We start from the raw sequence: 13,825 nt of genomic DNA, 5'->3' as shown, positions 1-13,825 counted from the left end.
ACTTGAAGTACCGAGCTTACAACGTCAATCACTAGTTAGAATCTTATGAATGTCCTATTCGTCGAAGACGACGAACGTATTGCAGAGTTTGTCGGTGCCGGTTTGCGTCAGCAAGGCTTCAAAGTGGAGCGGGTTGCCAATGGGGATGAAGGTTTCGAGTTGGCGCTTAGCCGGCCGTTCGACGTCATTCTGCTTGATATCATGGTGCCGGGTCGTGATGGGCTGTCCGTGCTGAAAGGGTTACGCAAGAAGGATGTTGAGACTCCCATTATTCTGCTGACCGCCCGTAACGAGCTGGATGACCGTATCGAAGGATTGAACCTTGGAGCCGATGATTACCTGGCCAAGCCCTTCTTTGTGGAAGAACTGGTGGCTCGGATTCATGCGCTGCTTCGCCGGGTGTCGGGAGAGCGACAGAACCTGTTGACCTGGGGCGATCTGAACCTGGACCGGTTAACACGGGAGGTAAAGGTTAAGGGCGAAACCGTCGAACTCACCCGAAAAGAATTCAAACTGCTTGAGTTTCTGATGCGTTCCCCGCAGCAGGTGTTTACCAGGGTACAAATTCTGGAATACGTATGGGGGTATAACTTCAATCCCAATACCAATGTGGTGGACGTCTGTGTTCAACGGATACGCCGCAAGCTGGAGTCGGTGGGGGTATACCCCATCGAGGCGGTGCGAGGGGTGGGGTATCGTTTGCAGGACCCGGAAGATCTGCACTGATGAGCGTTCCCTCTGATTTTCGTTCAGATGCAGACGTTGTCGCCAGTTCCCGGCGTCTGTCATTCCGGCGTCGCCTTGCCGTGATGACCGCGGCTTTTGTCATGTTGGTCCTGCTGGTGTTTGCGGTATCAGCCTGGTTGATCCTCAGGTCTTCTTATCATCAGCAAATAGAAGCCGATCTCAAGGCTGAGTTTGCCGGTCAGTTGTCCCGGAGAATTCCAGTCAGTGGCTGGGCCTCCATACAGACTCAGCTGGATTCCAGATTTGGGGCCAATGCAGGGGAGGTCGGGGTGTCGTCTGAAGGGCGAGTGTTGTTGCTGGCTTATGGCCCACGACGTCAGGAAGTCTACCGCACCGCCGGCTGGCCGGTCTCTCTCAGCGAAGACCAATTACCGGAGGCGAACCAGCTTCAGGCAAACTTCCCACGCCTTGGAACCGATATAGATGCACCCGGCCTTGAGCCATTTCCAAATTTCCTCAAAGCCCAGGATTTTCGCCTGTCGACGGTAAAAGTGGGCGGTGATGAGTGGCGCTTCGGTGGTGTGGAGCACCCGGCCTTAAAAGTCTTCGTGGGAGTGAATCTGAGCCAGTTGGACAGGGATGTGGCGATGAGATTCCAGGGACTTCTGGTCCTGATTCCTGTTGCGCTGTTACTGTCCATGATTGTGGCATGGATTATTTCCAACCGAGCGGTGCGGCCCATTCGGCATTTGAGCAGAACCATCGCCGGTATCAGGATTAACGAGCTGCATCAGCGGGTCAGCGCTGTGGATGAAGACCGTGAATTTATCGAAATGATTGCCGTGTTCAATGCCATGCTTGAGCGCCTGGAACGGAGTTTTGCCCAGGCTTCGCGGTTTTCAGCGGATGCCGCCCACGAATTGCGGACGCCGTTGATGTCACTTCAGGCTGGGCTGGAGACATGCCTGCAGCATGCCGGAAATGGCTCGGATCTTCAGATCTCAATCGCCGGGATGCTGGATGAGGTACGTCGCCTGGATACGATAGTCGGAAAACTCCTGATGCTGGCGAAAGCGGATTCAGGCAAGTTGCCACTCAGCCTGGAGTCGTTCGACATGCGTCCGTTGCTGGAGGACCTGCTGGAAGATGTTGAACTGATGGCCGCTGATCGGCAGGTGTCGCTTCATGGTCCCTCGGTCATAGAGGTTGTTGCTGACAAGGATCTGTTGATTCAGGTTCTCCAGAACCTGCTGAGTAATGCCTGCAAATACGGCCAGGAAGGTGGCTGGATCAGAATCTGCGTCAATCAGGCCGAAGCCGAATGGCACATTGATATCAGTAACAGCCTTAACGCCAATGGATTGATTCAGCTGGATAAACTCTTTGAGCGCTTTTACAGGGCGGATATTTCCCGAAATCGACAGCAGGAAGGCGTGGGGCTGGGCTTGGGACTGGCCAGAGAGATCGCCCGGGCGCACCAGGGCGATCTGATATTGCTCAATGCGGAAGATAGCTCTATAAGTTTCCGGCTGATTCTCCCGCAATAAGTGTTGGAGGTGTTAACGGGGATGATGAATACGCATTGATAACCGACTGGTCGAGGACCGTATTGATGGTCAGCGTGGCCTGGATTTCCTGGCCATTGAGCGTCCAGGTGTCGTGATGATGGTTGTTGAGTGACACGGTAATCACATTGAGTCCTTTTACGAGCAGATTGGATGGCAGGTGTACGTAGTGACCATAAATCCGCATGATCTTCTTCCCGTTAATGTAAAGATGTGCGTGGCCTGTCAGATGACCCGTTACGGTGGTCGCAATTATTTCTTCAACGGGTGGTACCAGAGAATAATTTCTTAGATTGAGCTTCAGGTTATATCCCGACCGCGTGTCTTTGTTATTCAAATCATCCAGATTATCCAGCGACCTGTCGTCAAACAGGGCCAGTTCAATCTGTGGTGTTGGTACCCCCTCTGGAATCGGCGATTGGCCGTGCTCCATCTCCTGCCCATGGCTGGTTGGGTGGTTAGCATGAGTAGTAGCGGCCAGGCCCAACAGCAGGATGCTCAACAGTTTGATGGTTCTAATCATATTCGTTCTCCACCTTATCTTGGCGATCCGTTTCATCCTGGGCCACCGGGTAAGAGCCCACCGCAACTGGTGATAGCGATGGATGATAGGCTTCCTTTGAAGGTGGGGCCAAAAGTGAAAGGGAAGGCCGGCGTCATGTCTGTGGCGCTGGTAACCGTCAGGTGATAGTGATAACCATAATCCCCGTGATCATGGCCGTTATGTTCATCGAGGTAGGCTTCCCCATCGTCGCTGCAGTCAGGATCGTAATAATAGTCTTCACGGAAAAAGCCTTCCCCGGTATCAAAGGAATTCTGGGATAAGCTGATATAAGTGCCGCTGGTGGTGGGCCCATCACGGGATACGGTTGTAACTCCCTTGCTGATATCGTACTCATCCACCAACTGGCAGCTTCGTTCACCATCAGTGCCGCAGCCTGTTTCAGATGAGGCAGAATAGTCCCGCTTCTTCCAACAGGATTGTGCGACCACGCCGGTATCATGCCAGGGACCATAAATGGGGTAGCCGTCTGCTGCATAGCCGTAGATTGGTGAGTGTCCATTTCCTTCATCCCCGGCAACCTCTGCCCAGCAGGAGGAATAGAAGTGATGGTGGTACTCTCCGTTAGCTGCATGACCACCACAAATATCGACGTCATAAGCTTCAGCAACGGGAGCGAGGGTATGCCATACGTCTTCTCTGTTATAACTCTGACCGTCGTCCCAGTTAAATATGGAGACTCCATTGATGGCATAGCCCACCACACCCAACCCGGTTTCGCAGTCGCTACCGGACTCGCTGGGCGCTTCAGGGAAGTAGCCGATCTTATCGGTATTTTCAGGGCAGGTAGGGCCGGGAGGCCAGTATCCGTATCCCGCATTCAGCGGGCAGGTTGTATCTCTGGAAAAGGAACGGTAACCAATATCTTCACCGAACTCGATGAGGTCTCCTGCACTGACGGTGACATCGCCGGTCACCAGATCCTGCTGACTGTCGTCCGCCAGATCGGCACGGGGACGGGCTTCTATCCAATCGATTAAATCTTGGGATATCGTCACCTGATAATTGGGGATGCCGGAAGCCTCAACCTGCGCGTAGTTCTCACCACTGTAGTACATCGGTGTCACGGACTGGACATTCACCAGAATTCCGGCCCCTCCATCCAACATCACGGCGGAAGTCTCGTTGCTTTCGTTGATCATCCAGGCGGAGTAGACATCCTTCGTCTCATCAGCCGTACTGGACAAGGTCACACTGCTGGCGTCCTCAGTACTGCTGTCGCCGGTGCTCGTGCCAGAGGAAGCCCCCCCGCCGCCACAAGCGGTTAATCCGGAAACAGCCAGAAAAAGAACCAGAAATACTGCCAAGTACTTTCGAGTATTGGTCTCGACTTTTTTGTTATTCATCCCGAAATTCTCCCAACCATTTTTGGCCAAAGAATATCCAGTGAAGGCACGGTTGAGAGAAAAATGACATTTCTGTCATTGGAATGTTATTAAGTGCCCTGGACCACCATTTGCGGCCTGAGAAGCCCCGAAGGCGGTTCAAGGGCTGGGAAATGTCATCTGATATAGAAATGCTGTAATTTACGCAATTCAGATTTCGGATTTCAGATATCAGTAGCTTTTAAATTATGGAGGATGCATGCGAACACGCCCTGCAGAGCCAAGGGACGCAACCATTCTTGCACAAATTCATGTGAATGCGTGGCGTGAAGGATACAAAGGGATCATGCCCGCTGACTACCTGGCTGCTCTTTCAATACAGGAGCGGGAGGCTCAGTGGCGAAGCGCTCTGTCCGAGAATGGCTTGGGGAGCTACCAATTGGCCGAATTCCGTAACGAGGTCACCGGATTCTGCATCTATGGCCCACCCAGAGATGAAACCCTGAGCACCAGGAATTGCGGAGAACTCCTGGCGCTGAACATCTCTCCCGACCACTGGGGAAAAGGCTTCGGCACGCTACTGGTCCAGCATGTCATCGAGCATGCCACTTCATCGGGTTGGGACACCCTTTATCTTTGGGTACTCAAGAAAAACACCCGCGCCAGATCACTGTACGAAAAGCTGGGATTTGAATTCGATGGAACTGAGAAAACAGAACAGCTAGCACCAGGGTTTGAGCTAAGTGAAGTGAGGTATTGCTTGCCTGTTGGCGGTTAAACTCCTATCTGTGCCTCCTGTCATCCGCTACCCTGCAGAATACATCTATATGTAGGGGCGGACCTATGTGTCCGCCCTCGGAGTTTGCAGGCAATCGCAAGGCTGACATATATATTTGTATACAAGTCAGCTAATAAAAGGTCGCTTTGTGTTAGGTGGACGGAAGTATAAAGCAGATTTGTCACCTTTTAGCCTCGATTTATTGAACTAAACTCTGTGGCCAAATGGTCGATGATGTTAAAAAACAAAATATGCCAGAATCCGTATTCTGGACCCTAATGAGGGAACGAATTTAAGGGATATTGAATATTTTGGAGAAGAAATGGAAAGGACTATCTTAAAGGATGTATTTGTTTCACTAGGGGAGCTGGAGAGGTATTACGACAAAGTCATACCTGTAAATTTGTGGCGCGGTTTGAACGTTAAGAAGAATTGTGGCTTATTCGACTTGATTGAAAAGCCGTTTAAGATGTCGAATGGGCGAACTAGAAAACCTGATATATCCGTTGAGAACGGATGGGTAAAAGTGAAGCATTGGCCTCGGGGTATTTCGACATTTGATCGTCCGGGTGTGCCGAAAGGTAAGGATTGGGTACACTACAAAATACCTTCCGGGACAGAACTTCCTATGGGACTGGCCATAGTTCAAGACTCATATAACGAAACCTTTGAGGCTACTCATTATACAATTGCACCCGCATACGATATGCCTCTAGCAACCTTCAAGATGCTTTTAAATCAATTGGCTAGAAATGCCATTAAGGAGGCCAAATGATAGAAATTTCAAATGCTGCAGCACCTCTTCTTATTCAGGCTCTTCAGGACGCGGTTAGATACAACGAGCAACTCCTGAACAGCGAAACTTTACGAGATAGAGCAGATTACGAAGAACACCTACTTGAGGTGAGCCAGTTCTATGCCGAAATCAAGGCTCAATACAAACGTATCGAAGACGAAGTTGGTATTCCTCTCGAAGAACTTTTATAGGCAACACAGCCTGATACCTTGGTTTCGCGATACGGTGTTTCAGGATTTTATACCGCCAAAAGTGCTGACTTTCGGCGGTATAAAATGTTTTCTTGAAGGACCTGATTTATAAGAACGAAAAGTAGATGGAAGCACGTCCAGTTGAACCCAAGGATCGTGTCATCTAGGCCCACTCATTTGGACGCAATGTCCTAACCAAATACCAAAGTTGCCAATTTCTTCCACTACATTCGGATTCCCTGTAATTCTTTGTCGATCGAAATAGACTATAAGAGATGTGCTATCTTTTTAACTATGATCGAGTAATGGAAGACCGCTTTTGACCCAAAGCGGACATAGCTTTGATGCCAATCAAAGATGGGAGAATTATATGTCCAGCAAAACAAACAAAATCAATTTCTATCTCATCAAGGATCATCTTGGGGTCGATGACATTTTTAAAGACCCAATCGCTGATCTGAGCGTCATTGAGGTAAGGGAAGGCTATTCACTTTACTACAACAGCAAGATAGTCATTCCAGCCCCTTGGGTCACGGATTTCTTTAATACTGAATTTAAGGAAGATATTGGCGACAGGGAGCATCATGTCTTCAATTCAGCTTCATCACAAGCGGTGCTAATTAGAGAAGTGACGATAAATGGTGACTCACATCTATTTGCGATTTGTTTTGGCACAGGCCATCACATGTTGAAGAAGGATGCTTACGAACAGCGATTTGGATTGCTTTCAGTCCTGAATGTTGTTGATGAAAATAGCCTTCGCCGAATAGATAAACATGACATATCCGGTACACCGAAATTCACAGCTGAACAACTCTCCAAGAAAGGCGGGCAAATGGATTTTGGTCTGGATTTCGAGCTGGATATTTTACTTGGAGTAACTGGCACACTAGACAAGCGACTCAGAAGAGAAAAATACAAGCATAAACTTTTCGGAACGACGCTTTCAGGGAAGTCCAACCTCAGCATCAATGCAAAATTCAATATTGAAAATGTTGATCGTCTTTTAAAGGCAGCTTATGTGGCGTCGCAAATGAAGCGATATGAAAATAAAGGCTTTGACTGGATAGATAAAATAGAGCTTATAAAGAAAAAAACCACCCAATTTGATGAATTACAGGCGGAGCTGGATCGCCGTCTGACTAATGATCAGGATCAATCTAAGGTTTGGTTGGCGGTTCCTGAACTTGTGGATTGGCAGAACATTCAATCCTTCTACTTTAACAATGATCAAGACAATCAATTTGGGGATGTTTCATTGACTGAGTTGCAGGAAGTTATTGGTCAGCCTCTTTCTGTTGATTTGCTCAAGTCGACTCAAGTTCATGCACTTCATTCAGTTGGAGAACGAGATGCTTACGTTTGGTCGGCATATCAGTGTCTATATGCTGAAATTGAATTAAACGGGAGCAGCTATATTCTGATCAATAGTGAATGGTATAAGCTGAAGAATGATTTTGTTGGCGATACTAATGCCAAGTATCAAAACATTCTTGATAATTACCCGTCAGACATCACCTTTAAACCATACGTAGAAGCCCATAAAGATGAGAATGGCTATAATTCAAGCATGACCGCTGATATTCCTGATGCTCTCTGTATGGATGCCAAAAATATCTCGCATGGTGGGAAATACAGTAAAATCGAATTCTGCGACATCTTCGATGTTACGAACAAGAAGCTTATTCACATAAAGAAGTATTCTGGCTCAAGCGTGCTTAGTCATTTGTTTGCTCAAGGTCTTGTTTCTGCACAATTGCTGTTGGATGACAGTGAATTCAGAACTAAAGTAGAAGAGAAGATTAAATCGCCAGATGTCGGTGGCGACTACGAATTTGATGACGAGATTCGTGGATTTGAGATCGTGTACGGTATCATCAAGAAGCCTGAAACGCCTGAGATTGAGTTGCCATTTTTCAGTAAGGTCAACTTGAATAATATTTTTTCTCGTGTTCACAACATGCGCGGATACAAAGTCTCCATTGCTTTTATTGACAATGAATCCCCTAAGAAAAAGGATATGAGAGAAGACGACTAGGTGTTAACTGCAATTGTCTATTTCTGATGTTTGACAGAGCGTAGATAATGTCCGCTCCTGGCCTAAACCTGTCACCTGCAAGCCGAGGTCAGACTCGCAGAGTCAGACCCTACATGCCACAGCTTTATCAGATTCAGAAAAGAAACAAGACCAGCAGCATGATCGAATTCAAATACAACCAAGAACATCAATTCGCAATGTATTTCGCAAATGCCTTAAACGACGAAATAGCATTGAAAATCCTGAGCACAGGCAACGTTGATAGCCCAGTTGATGCCAGACAGCTAAGTCTGTTTTTCTGGAAAATGGTAGATAAGTCCATTGAAATGGAAACGTCTGGGGTTGGTTTTCCATGGACAGAAAGAGCTGAGTACTGGACCGAAAAGCTATACAACACTCTCGGTGGTTTTCTTGAAAATATCGGTTATGGCGAAATCTGGGACGAAGAAGTCGATAACGCTTAGCTCCTGAAGTCCCTTCACATCAGGGCATTTGTGAGAAAAGTACGATTCCACGAAATCGTTTTACCAATGCTATGATACGCCCTTTGGCGATAGGTCTCTCACGCCATATCCAATACTTTACCCCCTTTAAACGGATCATGACTTAATGATTAAAGCCGATGTTATCCAGCAGATAATCTCGCAATTAGAAGACTCTCTGAATATTGCCGTTGCCAGTGCCAAAGCGGCCCATGAAACGGCCACCCATGAAGAAAGCGTGGCAGAGAACAAGTACGATACCTTCGGTCTTGAGGCGGCTTATCTGGCTGAGGGGTTGTCCCGGCAGGTGGATGAATTGACCCAGGCACTTCAGATGTATCGAAATGGAAAATTCGTTGATTTTGAGGATGACATGGTTCGGCTGGGAGCTTTGGTCACCTTGGAGTCGGAAGACGGCGAATGCCGTAATTACTTTTTGGGACCGGCCGGTGGCGGCATAGAAGTGCGGATAGGTGAAGAGAGTTGTAAAGTGGTGACGCCGACCTCGCCACTTGGTCAGGCGATGATGGGAAAGAGTGTTGATGATGAAGTATCGATGCTGATCAACGGAGAGCATCATCTGTATAATGTTTTGCAGGCAAAGTAGCCGATGGTGAGAAACAACCGTCGTGTTCCGGGACAGTTTTCGAAAGCAGGCAACGTAGAATTTTATTAAGGACAAGGACTGAAAGGTATGTCAGGCGGTGATCATGATAGTGATTTGGTGGCGTTCAGAGCCCAGATGAGGTCGACGGAAAGTGATAGAGGGAGTCACCAGCCCAGTTGGTCTGTGAGGTATTTGAACGACAAGATTTTTGGTCTGATTAACGTCATTCTCTTATTTACGGTTGCCACCATGTGGCTTACCACCTCCACTCGTACAGCCATTATGCTGACAGTTGCCCTGGTTCTTTGGAATATTTTGTATCTGGTCACTGCGCTGCGTAAAAAACGCTCTATAGCGGAAACGCAGCAGAAGCAACTTAACGAATTAAGAAAAGGCAAACCTGGTACAAAATAAACGAGGGACCCAATAAACGAGGACGAGAATAAATAGCGGAAATAGACCGCTATTTATTCTCAATGGTGTCCATCTCTGCCCCGCATTTGGGGCACCGATACCGCAGGCGGGATTTGACATAGGTGCGGGTGTCGAAACCAGCGCCACCTGCGTCAACGGACTGTGACCCTTCTTCATGAACCATCTCCAAGGCATCTTTTTTAATGGTAATAAGTTTTCCCTTTCTGCAACGGGGGCAGCGGTTCAGATTGAAAAAGCGTTGCGCAGCAAGAGCAATAAAAACTACCAACAGGATCGCAAGCAGCGTGAAAGGACTATTAAAAAGTTCAGCCATGAAATTTGATTCCATATTAAGTCAGACAAAAGCCATCAAGATAAACGGATGAAGTATTTTACCTGAAAAGTGCCTGTTCCGTAGAGATTGTCAGGTTTAGCTAGAAAAGGGGGGCTTACCTACGCACTCTCAACATCGGCTGACTCAGCATATGGATCATGGGATGTTGCTCCAATACTGAAGAACGAACCAATAGGCCTATCACGATGCCAAAGGCGAACCCCGATAGATGGGCCATGTAGGCAACTCCAGCGTCACCCAGCAATAACCCCAGAATATTCAGCCCACTCCATATCAGGAAATACCAGACAGGGGACAGTTTCTTCTGGAACACGAAGAACATGAAGCTGAGGCTGGCGTAACGAAATAACACCAGATAAATTCCAAAAAGTGCAGCGACGGAGCCACTGGCGCCGATCAGCAGCAGGGGTGACGAATGGACTGAGGTATAGAAAGCCCATTCCGCAAGAGCCGCCACCATGCCCGAAACCAGGTAAATGGCGAGGAATTTAAACCTTCCAAGTGCTTCTTCCAGGTTGTCTCCAATAATCCATAAAAAGTACATGTTCCCCGCCAGATGCAGCCAACTGGCATGGAGAAACTGATAGCCGATTAATTGGGTCAGGAGAACACCGGGATTAGAGGTGGAGGAAGAAAACCCGAACATAGCCACAAGTAAATCATATTGGTCGGGATAGGCGGTTCCCACAATAAACAGCAGGCAGCACAGGCCGATCAGGCTCCAGGTTATGACAGGAGTTCGCTTAACCGGTAGATTGTATTCAACCGGCATCTGGGTAAGGGCCTGAAATACCCAGGAACGCCAGGAGGTTTTCTTGTTCAGTGATTCTATCGCCTGCTGAATTTTAGGCGAGTGAAGCACCTGGTCTATTTCATGTTTATCCAGCCAGATGCCGTTGCAGGAGGGACAACAGTCAATGACCACCTCATATTCCTTCAACAGGTGATAGTGTTGCAGTGGTTTGAGGCAGTAACCACAGTGACGTTCACTAACGCCTAAATGTTGCCCCAGTTGCGTCTCGTGCTGATGTTCGTCAACGTCATCGTGATGGTGGGCTATTGCCCGGTTGAGCTCACCATCATCGAACCACAATCCCTCGCAAATCTTGCACTTCAGGACTTCCTCGCCCATGAAGAGGATATGTACCAGCGATCTGGCGTCACAGCTGGGGCAGTGTTTAGTTGATCTGGTCATCAACATCGACCTCCACGCCCTGGGTTTTAAGCTGCTGTTGCAATACGGCAGTATTCTGGCGGATTTTGGGGACCAGGTGTTCCTTGATATCTATCGCCGCCTCGATCAACAACTTGGCACCGTGACTATGGCCGAACGTTTTGTCGGCCAGTTTCTTGTAGGTGTCTTTCACATAACGGTAAAAACTTTGACCGCCCTGCAGAAAGTGGCTGGGCGTTTCCAGTGTGGCTTCGGACTCCTTCATTGCGGTCCAGACAAACTGGTCCAGTACAAGCGGATTCAAATCGTAGAACTTATAACCGGGTGGTGAGTCCTTAATTTGTGCGGCATAGCTGAGAACGATATCAGCGTTGGCTTCCAGCTCATTCGCGTAGGATGTCCGTAAGTAGTAATTACGTTCTATGCGGGTGATCTCGTTGAATTTTACGGCGGCTTTTAGCCCTTCGGATGACGCTAGGTAAACCCCCAGAATGGTGGCTAGGACCATGATGAACTGGCTGACCCAAAAACTTAAGGCGTTGATTTCCCCTCCACTAAAAGGAAGCCGGAGGCGTCGTGAGATATTGGCGAATACAGACATGGGGATGCTTTTGCTCAATTGATCAGATGGATTTTGAAGACCGAAGGTAACTAAAAGTGGGGCAGTTTAGCCGATGAATGACGGCCTTGCCCACCGGTTAGGGATATCCCGTGAGGATGACCTTTCATAAGAATGAGGTCCCGATTGGCCCCACGCTGCCATAATTTGCCATTACCTGTACATGGCAATACCAGAATTGCTTGTCATATTTTCTTCTCGAAAGCGACTGACAGACATCAATGATTTCAGTCGGTTATATGCAGTGAGGCATAGGAAATATGGCCGTATTGACATCAGTACCTTCTTTGTTGAAGGGTTATCCTGTGAGACGTCGCTTTCTAGATCAAACACCATTAACTCTCAAATAACTGAGAGAAGTTGAAAGAACGACAACCCAGGAGAACGCTGCGATGAAATCGGAAATCCTAGAACTGTTGGCACGCGGTGCAAAGAACGAAATTGAACTGGCTGCATTTTTTGGCTCTGAAACAATGCCTTTGGTCATGCACTCAATTGAAGAAATGATGGATTGGGGACTGGTTTCCAGCCACGGACGTCAGATTCACGAGGGCAATAATGTATTTCACTGGGAACGTGAATACTGCCTGCGAAGCGCAGCAGCTGCATAAAAAAGAATCGGGCCTGGGCCCGATTTTTTTGTCTCTGACTTTTCTACAACCTGAGTCTTCTTCTAAAACTTGAGACAACTTCTAAAACCTGAGACTTTTTCTAAAAAGTGAAATGTCCCGTCAGCCTATAGCCATTGCTGCTGGCGGGCATGTGCCTCAAATTCATTGCATCCGCCAATGTGCTGCCGGTCGATAAATATTTGAGGAACCGTATGTACCGGTTTTCCGACAGTCTTTTCAAGATCACCTTTGCTGATCCCTTCCTCATGAATATCAACGTAACGAAAATCAAAGCCATCCATGCTGTCTTTTAGATTTTCTGCGATTTGCTTGGCTCTAACGCAATAGGGGCAGCCCTGACGGCCAAAAATAACAGTGTACATAGATGACCTCCCGGTGATCATGATTTTAAAACTCGGGAAAGGTTAAATCATGACCATGAATTGGTGAAATCAATTGTTTTTACTGTTGTGATTGGCGATATCTATTTAAGACGGATGTGTTTCACCCCTTTCACCCCTTTCACCCCTTTCAATCCTTGATCACATACACCTCAATACTGTTCTGACACAGAACATGGGCGGCAATGTCACTTCGCTGTCCTCCCTCGGAGGTCAGGTAGTAAGTGGTTGATTTATCTAATGTGGGGATTTTCTGACGAAGTTCGGACAATGGAATATGCAGACACTGAGGCATCGGCGCAAACTCAAACTCATCAAGGGAACGGATGTCCAGCAGGGCGGTTTTCTTCATTCCACTAGTCGATTGCTCTTTAAATTCTGCCGTAGACACACACTGCACGAGGGGATCATGCAGCAGACTCTGGAAAGAGGTTTTGTCCAGGCGGGCCAGGACACCGTCTTCATTCATAATGACGGTGGCTGATCTCAGGGTATCGGATACCAGGGCTTCCTCTCCAAAGTAGGAGCCTTTGGACAAATGAAATTGCTTACCGCCATCGCCACCAATCAGGACTTTGGCAGAACCTTCCACCAGCAGGTAGAAAAAGTCACCTTCGTCACCGTCTTTGATAACCACTTCACCTTCTTTGACTTTCACCCGCTCAAATTTGTTGAAGATTGTCTCCATGTTAGAGGGAGGAAGATTGAAAAACAGAGGGAATGACAGCAGGCTGGCCATCCAATCGAAATGCTCCGGATCAAACTCAGCCGGTTCCTCTTCGACGCTGATTTCCTCACTCTCAGCTTGAACAGTCTCTTTCTCCTTGTCTTTTTCCGTCACTGCCTCTGCTTCGGTCCACCCCAGAGCACGATCAAGGAAAACCGTGTCGACCATGAGAATGTGACCGGACTGAGTGGCTTTGACTGACGTTTCGGAAGGGATTTTCTTGTTGATAGGGTGGAGGCATTCCTTGCTGTCTGCATTAAGTGTTTCTGAAGAAAGCAGTCCCTTTTTGATCTTGAGCTCACCTTTTAGCAGATAGTAGGTAAAGGGTAGCTCATGGTTCTTCTCAAAAATGGTTTCACCTGCGTTGAAGGTCATAACCTGGCTTCTTTTAATCACCTGATTCAGATACTTGCTGGATAGCTGGCGAAGTGGGGTGTACTTCTCCATGGTGGATTCGGTGATATTCAGTTCTTTGTGCAGGGACATAGTCTCT

At 47.9% G+C, this 13,825-nt stretch carries 17 protein-coding genes; 10 read left to right on the top strand and 7 right to left on the bottom strand.

Features of this window, described 5'->3' with window-relative positions:
- The first annotated feature begins 45 nt into the window (after window positions 1–45).
- On the top strand, window positions 46–726 hold the full coding sequence (locus BTA51_RS23145) for a response regulator transcription factor (RefSeq protein ID WP_094711465.1): 681 nt from the start codon (window positions 46–48) through the stop codon (window positions 724–726).
- Complete coding sequence (locus BTA51_RS23140) at window positions 726–2,234, top strand: ATP-binding protein (RefSeq protein WP_094711464.1); 1,509 nt, start codon at window positions 726–728, stop codon at window positions 2,232–2,234. The genes BTA51_RS23145 and BTA51_RS23140 overlap by 1 nt, the downstream gene beginning before the upstream one ends.
- Here BTA51_RS23140 and BTA51_RS23135 read toward each other — a convergent pair.
- Complete coding sequence (locus tag BTA51_RS23135; RefSeq protein WP_094711463.1) at window positions 2,203–2,775, bottom strand: hypothetical protein; 573 nt, start codon at window positions 2,773–2,775, stop codon at window positions 2,203–2,205. The two genes, BTA51_RS23140 and BTA51_RS23135, sit on opposite strands and share 32 nt — an antisense overlap.
- Before the next feature lie 32 nt (window positions 2,776–2,807).
- Window positions 2,808–4,160, bottom strand: a complete 1,353-nt coding sequence (locus tag BTA51_RS23130) for a YHYH protein (RefSeq protein WP_141215660.1) — start codon at window positions 4,158–4,160, stop codon at window positions 2,808–2,810.
- A 238-nt stretch (window positions 4,161–4,398) separates the two neighbouring features.
- Here BTA51_RS23130 and BTA51_RS23125 point away from each other — a divergent pair, with 238 nt between their 5' ends.
- The 7 genes from BTA51_RS23125 (at window position 4,399) to BTA51_RS23095 (ending at window position 9,445) form a co-directional block, all read left to right on the top strand.
- Window positions 4,399–4,917 (top strand): GNAT family N-acetyltransferase, encoded by a 519-nt coding sequence (locus BTA51_RS23125; protein WP_094711461.1) that lies wholly within the window; start codon window positions 4,399–4,401, stop codon window positions 4,915–4,917.
- Between the two features lie 322 nt (window positions 4,918–5,239).
- Window positions 5,240–5,692: a hypothetical protein gene (locus BTA51_RS23120; RefSeq protein WP_094711460.1), complete on the top strand. Its 453-nt coding sequence runs from the start codon at window positions 5,240–5,242 to the stop codon at window positions 5,690–5,692.
- Window positions 5,689–5,904 carry a hypothetical protein gene (locus BTA51_RS23115; protein ID WP_094711459.1) on the top strand — a complete coding sequence of 72 codons (216 nt, stop codon included), beginning with the start codon at window positions 5,689–5,691 and terminating at the stop codon, window positions 5,902–5,904. The genes BTA51_RS23120 and BTA51_RS23115 overlap by 4 nt, the downstream gene beginning before the upstream one ends.
- 370 nt (window positions 5,905–6,274) lie before the next feature.
- Window positions 6,275–7,942, top strand: coding sequence for a DUF6119 family protein (locus BTA51_RS23110; RefSeq protein ID WP_141215659.1), 1,668 nt, complete (start codon window positions 6,275–6,277; stop codon window positions 7,940–7,942).
- 113 nt (window positions 7,943–8,055) lie between these two features.
- On the top strand, window positions 8,056–8,406 hold the full coding sequence (locus tag BTA51_RS23105; protein WP_168188272.1) for a hypothetical protein: 351 nt from the start codon (window positions 8,056–8,058) through the stop codon (window positions 8,404–8,406).
- A gap of 145 nt (window positions 8,407–8,551) precedes the next feature.
- On the top strand, window positions 8,552–9,031 hold the full coding sequence (locus BTA51_RS23100) for a GreA/GreB family elongation factor (protein ID WP_094711456.1): 480 nt from the start codon (window positions 8,552–8,554) through the stop codon (window positions 9,029–9,031).
- A gap of 87 nt (window positions 9,032–9,118) precedes the next feature.
- Entirely contained in the window at window positions 9,119–9,445 is a 327-nt protein-coding gene (locus BTA51_RS23095) for a hypothetical protein (protein ID WP_094711455.1), read from the top strand.
- A gap of 49 nt (window positions 9,446–9,494) precedes the next feature.
- On the opposite strand, the gene BTA51_RS23090 is transcribed toward BTA51_RS23095, so the two are convergent.
- From BTA51_RS23090 to BTA51_RS23080, 3 genes are all read right to left on the bottom strand, one after another.
- Window positions 9,495–9,779 carry a hypothetical protein gene (locus BTA51_RS23090; RefSeq protein ID WP_094711454.1) on the bottom strand — a complete coding sequence of 95 codons (285 nt, stop codon included), beginning with the start codon at window positions 9,777–9,779 and terminating at the stop codon, window positions 9,495–9,497.
- A gap of 115 nt (window positions 9,780–9,894) precedes the next feature.
- Complete coding sequence (locus BTA51_RS23085) at window positions 9,895–10,995, bottom strand: rhomboid family intramembrane serine protease (protein ID WP_094711522.1); 1,101 nt, start codon at window positions 10,993–10,995, stop codon at window positions 9,895–9,897.
- Window positions 10,979–11,575 carry a hypothetical protein gene (locus tag BTA51_RS23080; protein ID WP_094711453.1) on the bottom strand — a complete coding sequence of 199 codons (597 nt, stop codon included), beginning with the start codon at window positions 11,573–11,575 and terminating at the stop codon, window positions 10,979–10,981. The genes BTA51_RS23085 and BTA51_RS23080 overlap by 17 nt, the downstream gene beginning before the upstream one ends.
- Before the next feature lie 410 nt (window positions 11,576–11,985).
- Between BTA51_RS23080 and BTA51_RS23075 the strand changes: the two genes are divergently transcribed.
- Window positions 11,986–12,204 carry a hypothetical protein gene (locus tag BTA51_RS23075; protein WP_094711452.1) on the top strand — a complete coding sequence of 73 codons (219 nt, stop codon included), beginning with the start codon at window positions 11,986–11,988 and terminating at the stop codon, window positions 12,202–12,204.
- Window positions 12,205–12,329: 125 nt separating this feature from the next.
- Here BTA51_RS23075 and BTA51_RS23070 read toward each other — a convergent pair whose 3' ends face one another.
- Window positions 12,330–12,587, bottom strand: coding sequence for a GrxA family glutaredoxin (locus BTA51_RS23070; protein ID WP_094711451.1), 258 nt, complete (start codon window positions 12,585–12,587; stop codon window positions 12,330–12,332).
- A 148-nt stretch (window positions 12,588–12,735) separates the two neighbouring features.
- The gene (locus tag BTA51_RS23065) at window positions 12,736–13,818 is read right to left on the bottom strand and encodes a cyclic nucleotide-binding domain-containing protein (RefSeq protein WP_094711450.1); all 1,083 of its coding nucleotides are present in this window, start codon (window positions 13,816–13,818) and stop codon (window positions 12,736–12,738) included.
- Between the last annotated feature and the right edge of the window lie 7 nt (window positions 13,819–13,825).

The organism is Hahella sp. CCB-MM4 (genome assembly GCF_002260525.1).
Classification (GTDB): domain Bacteria; phylum Pseudomonadota; class Gammaproteobacteria; order Pseudomonadales; family Oleiphilaceae; genus Hahella.
The sequence above is the reverse complement of the archived record's forward strand: the minus strand, read 5'-3'. Positions and strand labels throughout refer to the sequence as shown.

Excerpts from the sequence above, each read along its gene's own strand:
- BTA51_RS23145 (WP_094711465.1), top strand. The coding sequence starts at position 46 with ATGAATGTCCTATTCGTCGAAGACGACGAACGTATTGCAGAGTTTGTC.
- BTA51_RS23140 (WP_094711464.1), top strand. The coding sequence starts at position 726 with ATGAGCGTTCCCTCTGATTTTCGTTCAGATGCAGACGTTGTCGCCAGT.
- BTA51_RS23135 (WP_094711463.1), bottom strand. The coding sequence starts at position 2,775 with ATGATTAGAACCATCAAACTGTTGAGCATCCTGCTGTTGGGCCTGGCC.
- BTA51_RS23130 (WP_141215660.1), bottom strand. The coding sequence starts at position 4,160 with ATGAATAACAAAAAAGTCGAGACCAATACTCGAAAGTACTTGGCAGTA.
- BTA51_RS23125 (WP_094711461.1), top strand. The coding sequence starts at position 4,399 with ATGCGAACACGCCCTGCAGAGCCAAGGGACGCAACCATTCTTGCACAA.
- BTA51_RS23120 (WP_094711460.1), top strand. The coding sequence starts at position 5,240 with ATGGAAAGGACTATCTTAAAGGATGTATTTGTTTCACTAGGGGAGCTG.
- BTA51_RS23115 (WP_094711459.1), top strand. The coding sequence starts at position 5,689 with ATGATAGAAATTTCAAATGCTGCAGCACCTCTTCTTATTCAGGCTCTT.
- BTA51_RS23110 (WP_141215659.1), top strand. The coding sequence starts at position 6,275 with ATGTCCAGCAAAACAAACAAAATCAATTTCTATCTCATCAAGGATCAT.
- BTA51_RS23105 (WP_168188272.1), top strand. The coding sequence starts at position 8,056 with ATGCCACAGCTTTATCAGATTCAGAAAAGAAACAAGACCAGCAGCATG.
- BTA51_RS23100 (WP_094711456.1), top strand. The coding sequence starts at position 8,552 with ATGATTAAAGCCGATGTTATCCAGCAGATAATCTCGCAATTAGAAGAC.
- BTA51_RS23095 (WP_094711455.1), top strand. The coding sequence starts at position 9,119 with ATGTCAGGCGGTGATCATGATAGTGATTTGGTGGCGTTCAGAGCCCAG.
- BTA51_RS23090 (WP_094711454.1), bottom strand. The coding sequence starts at position 9,779 with ATGGCTGAACTTTTTAATAGTCCTTTCACGCTGCTTGCGATCCTGTTG.
- BTA51_RS23085 (WP_094711522.1), bottom strand. The coding sequence starts at position 10,995 with ATGACCAGATCAACTAAACACTGCCCCAGCTGTGACGCCAGATCGCTG.
- BTA51_RS23080 (WP_094711453.1), bottom strand. The coding sequence starts at position 11,575 with ATGTCTGTATTCGCCAATATCTCACGACGCCTCCGGCTTCCTTTTAGT.
- BTA51_RS23075 (WP_094711452.1), top strand. The coding sequence starts at position 11,986 with ATGAAATCGGAAATCCTAGAACTGTTGGCACGCGGTGCAAAGAACGAA.
- BTA51_RS23070 (WP_094711451.1), bottom strand. The coding sequence starts at position 12,587 with ATGTACACTGTTATTTTTGGCCGTCAGGGCTGCCCCTATTGCGTTAGA.
- BTA51_RS23065 (WP_094711450.1), bottom strand. The coding sequence starts at position 13,818 with ATGTCCCTGCACAAAGAACTGAATATCACCGAATCCACCATGGAGAAG.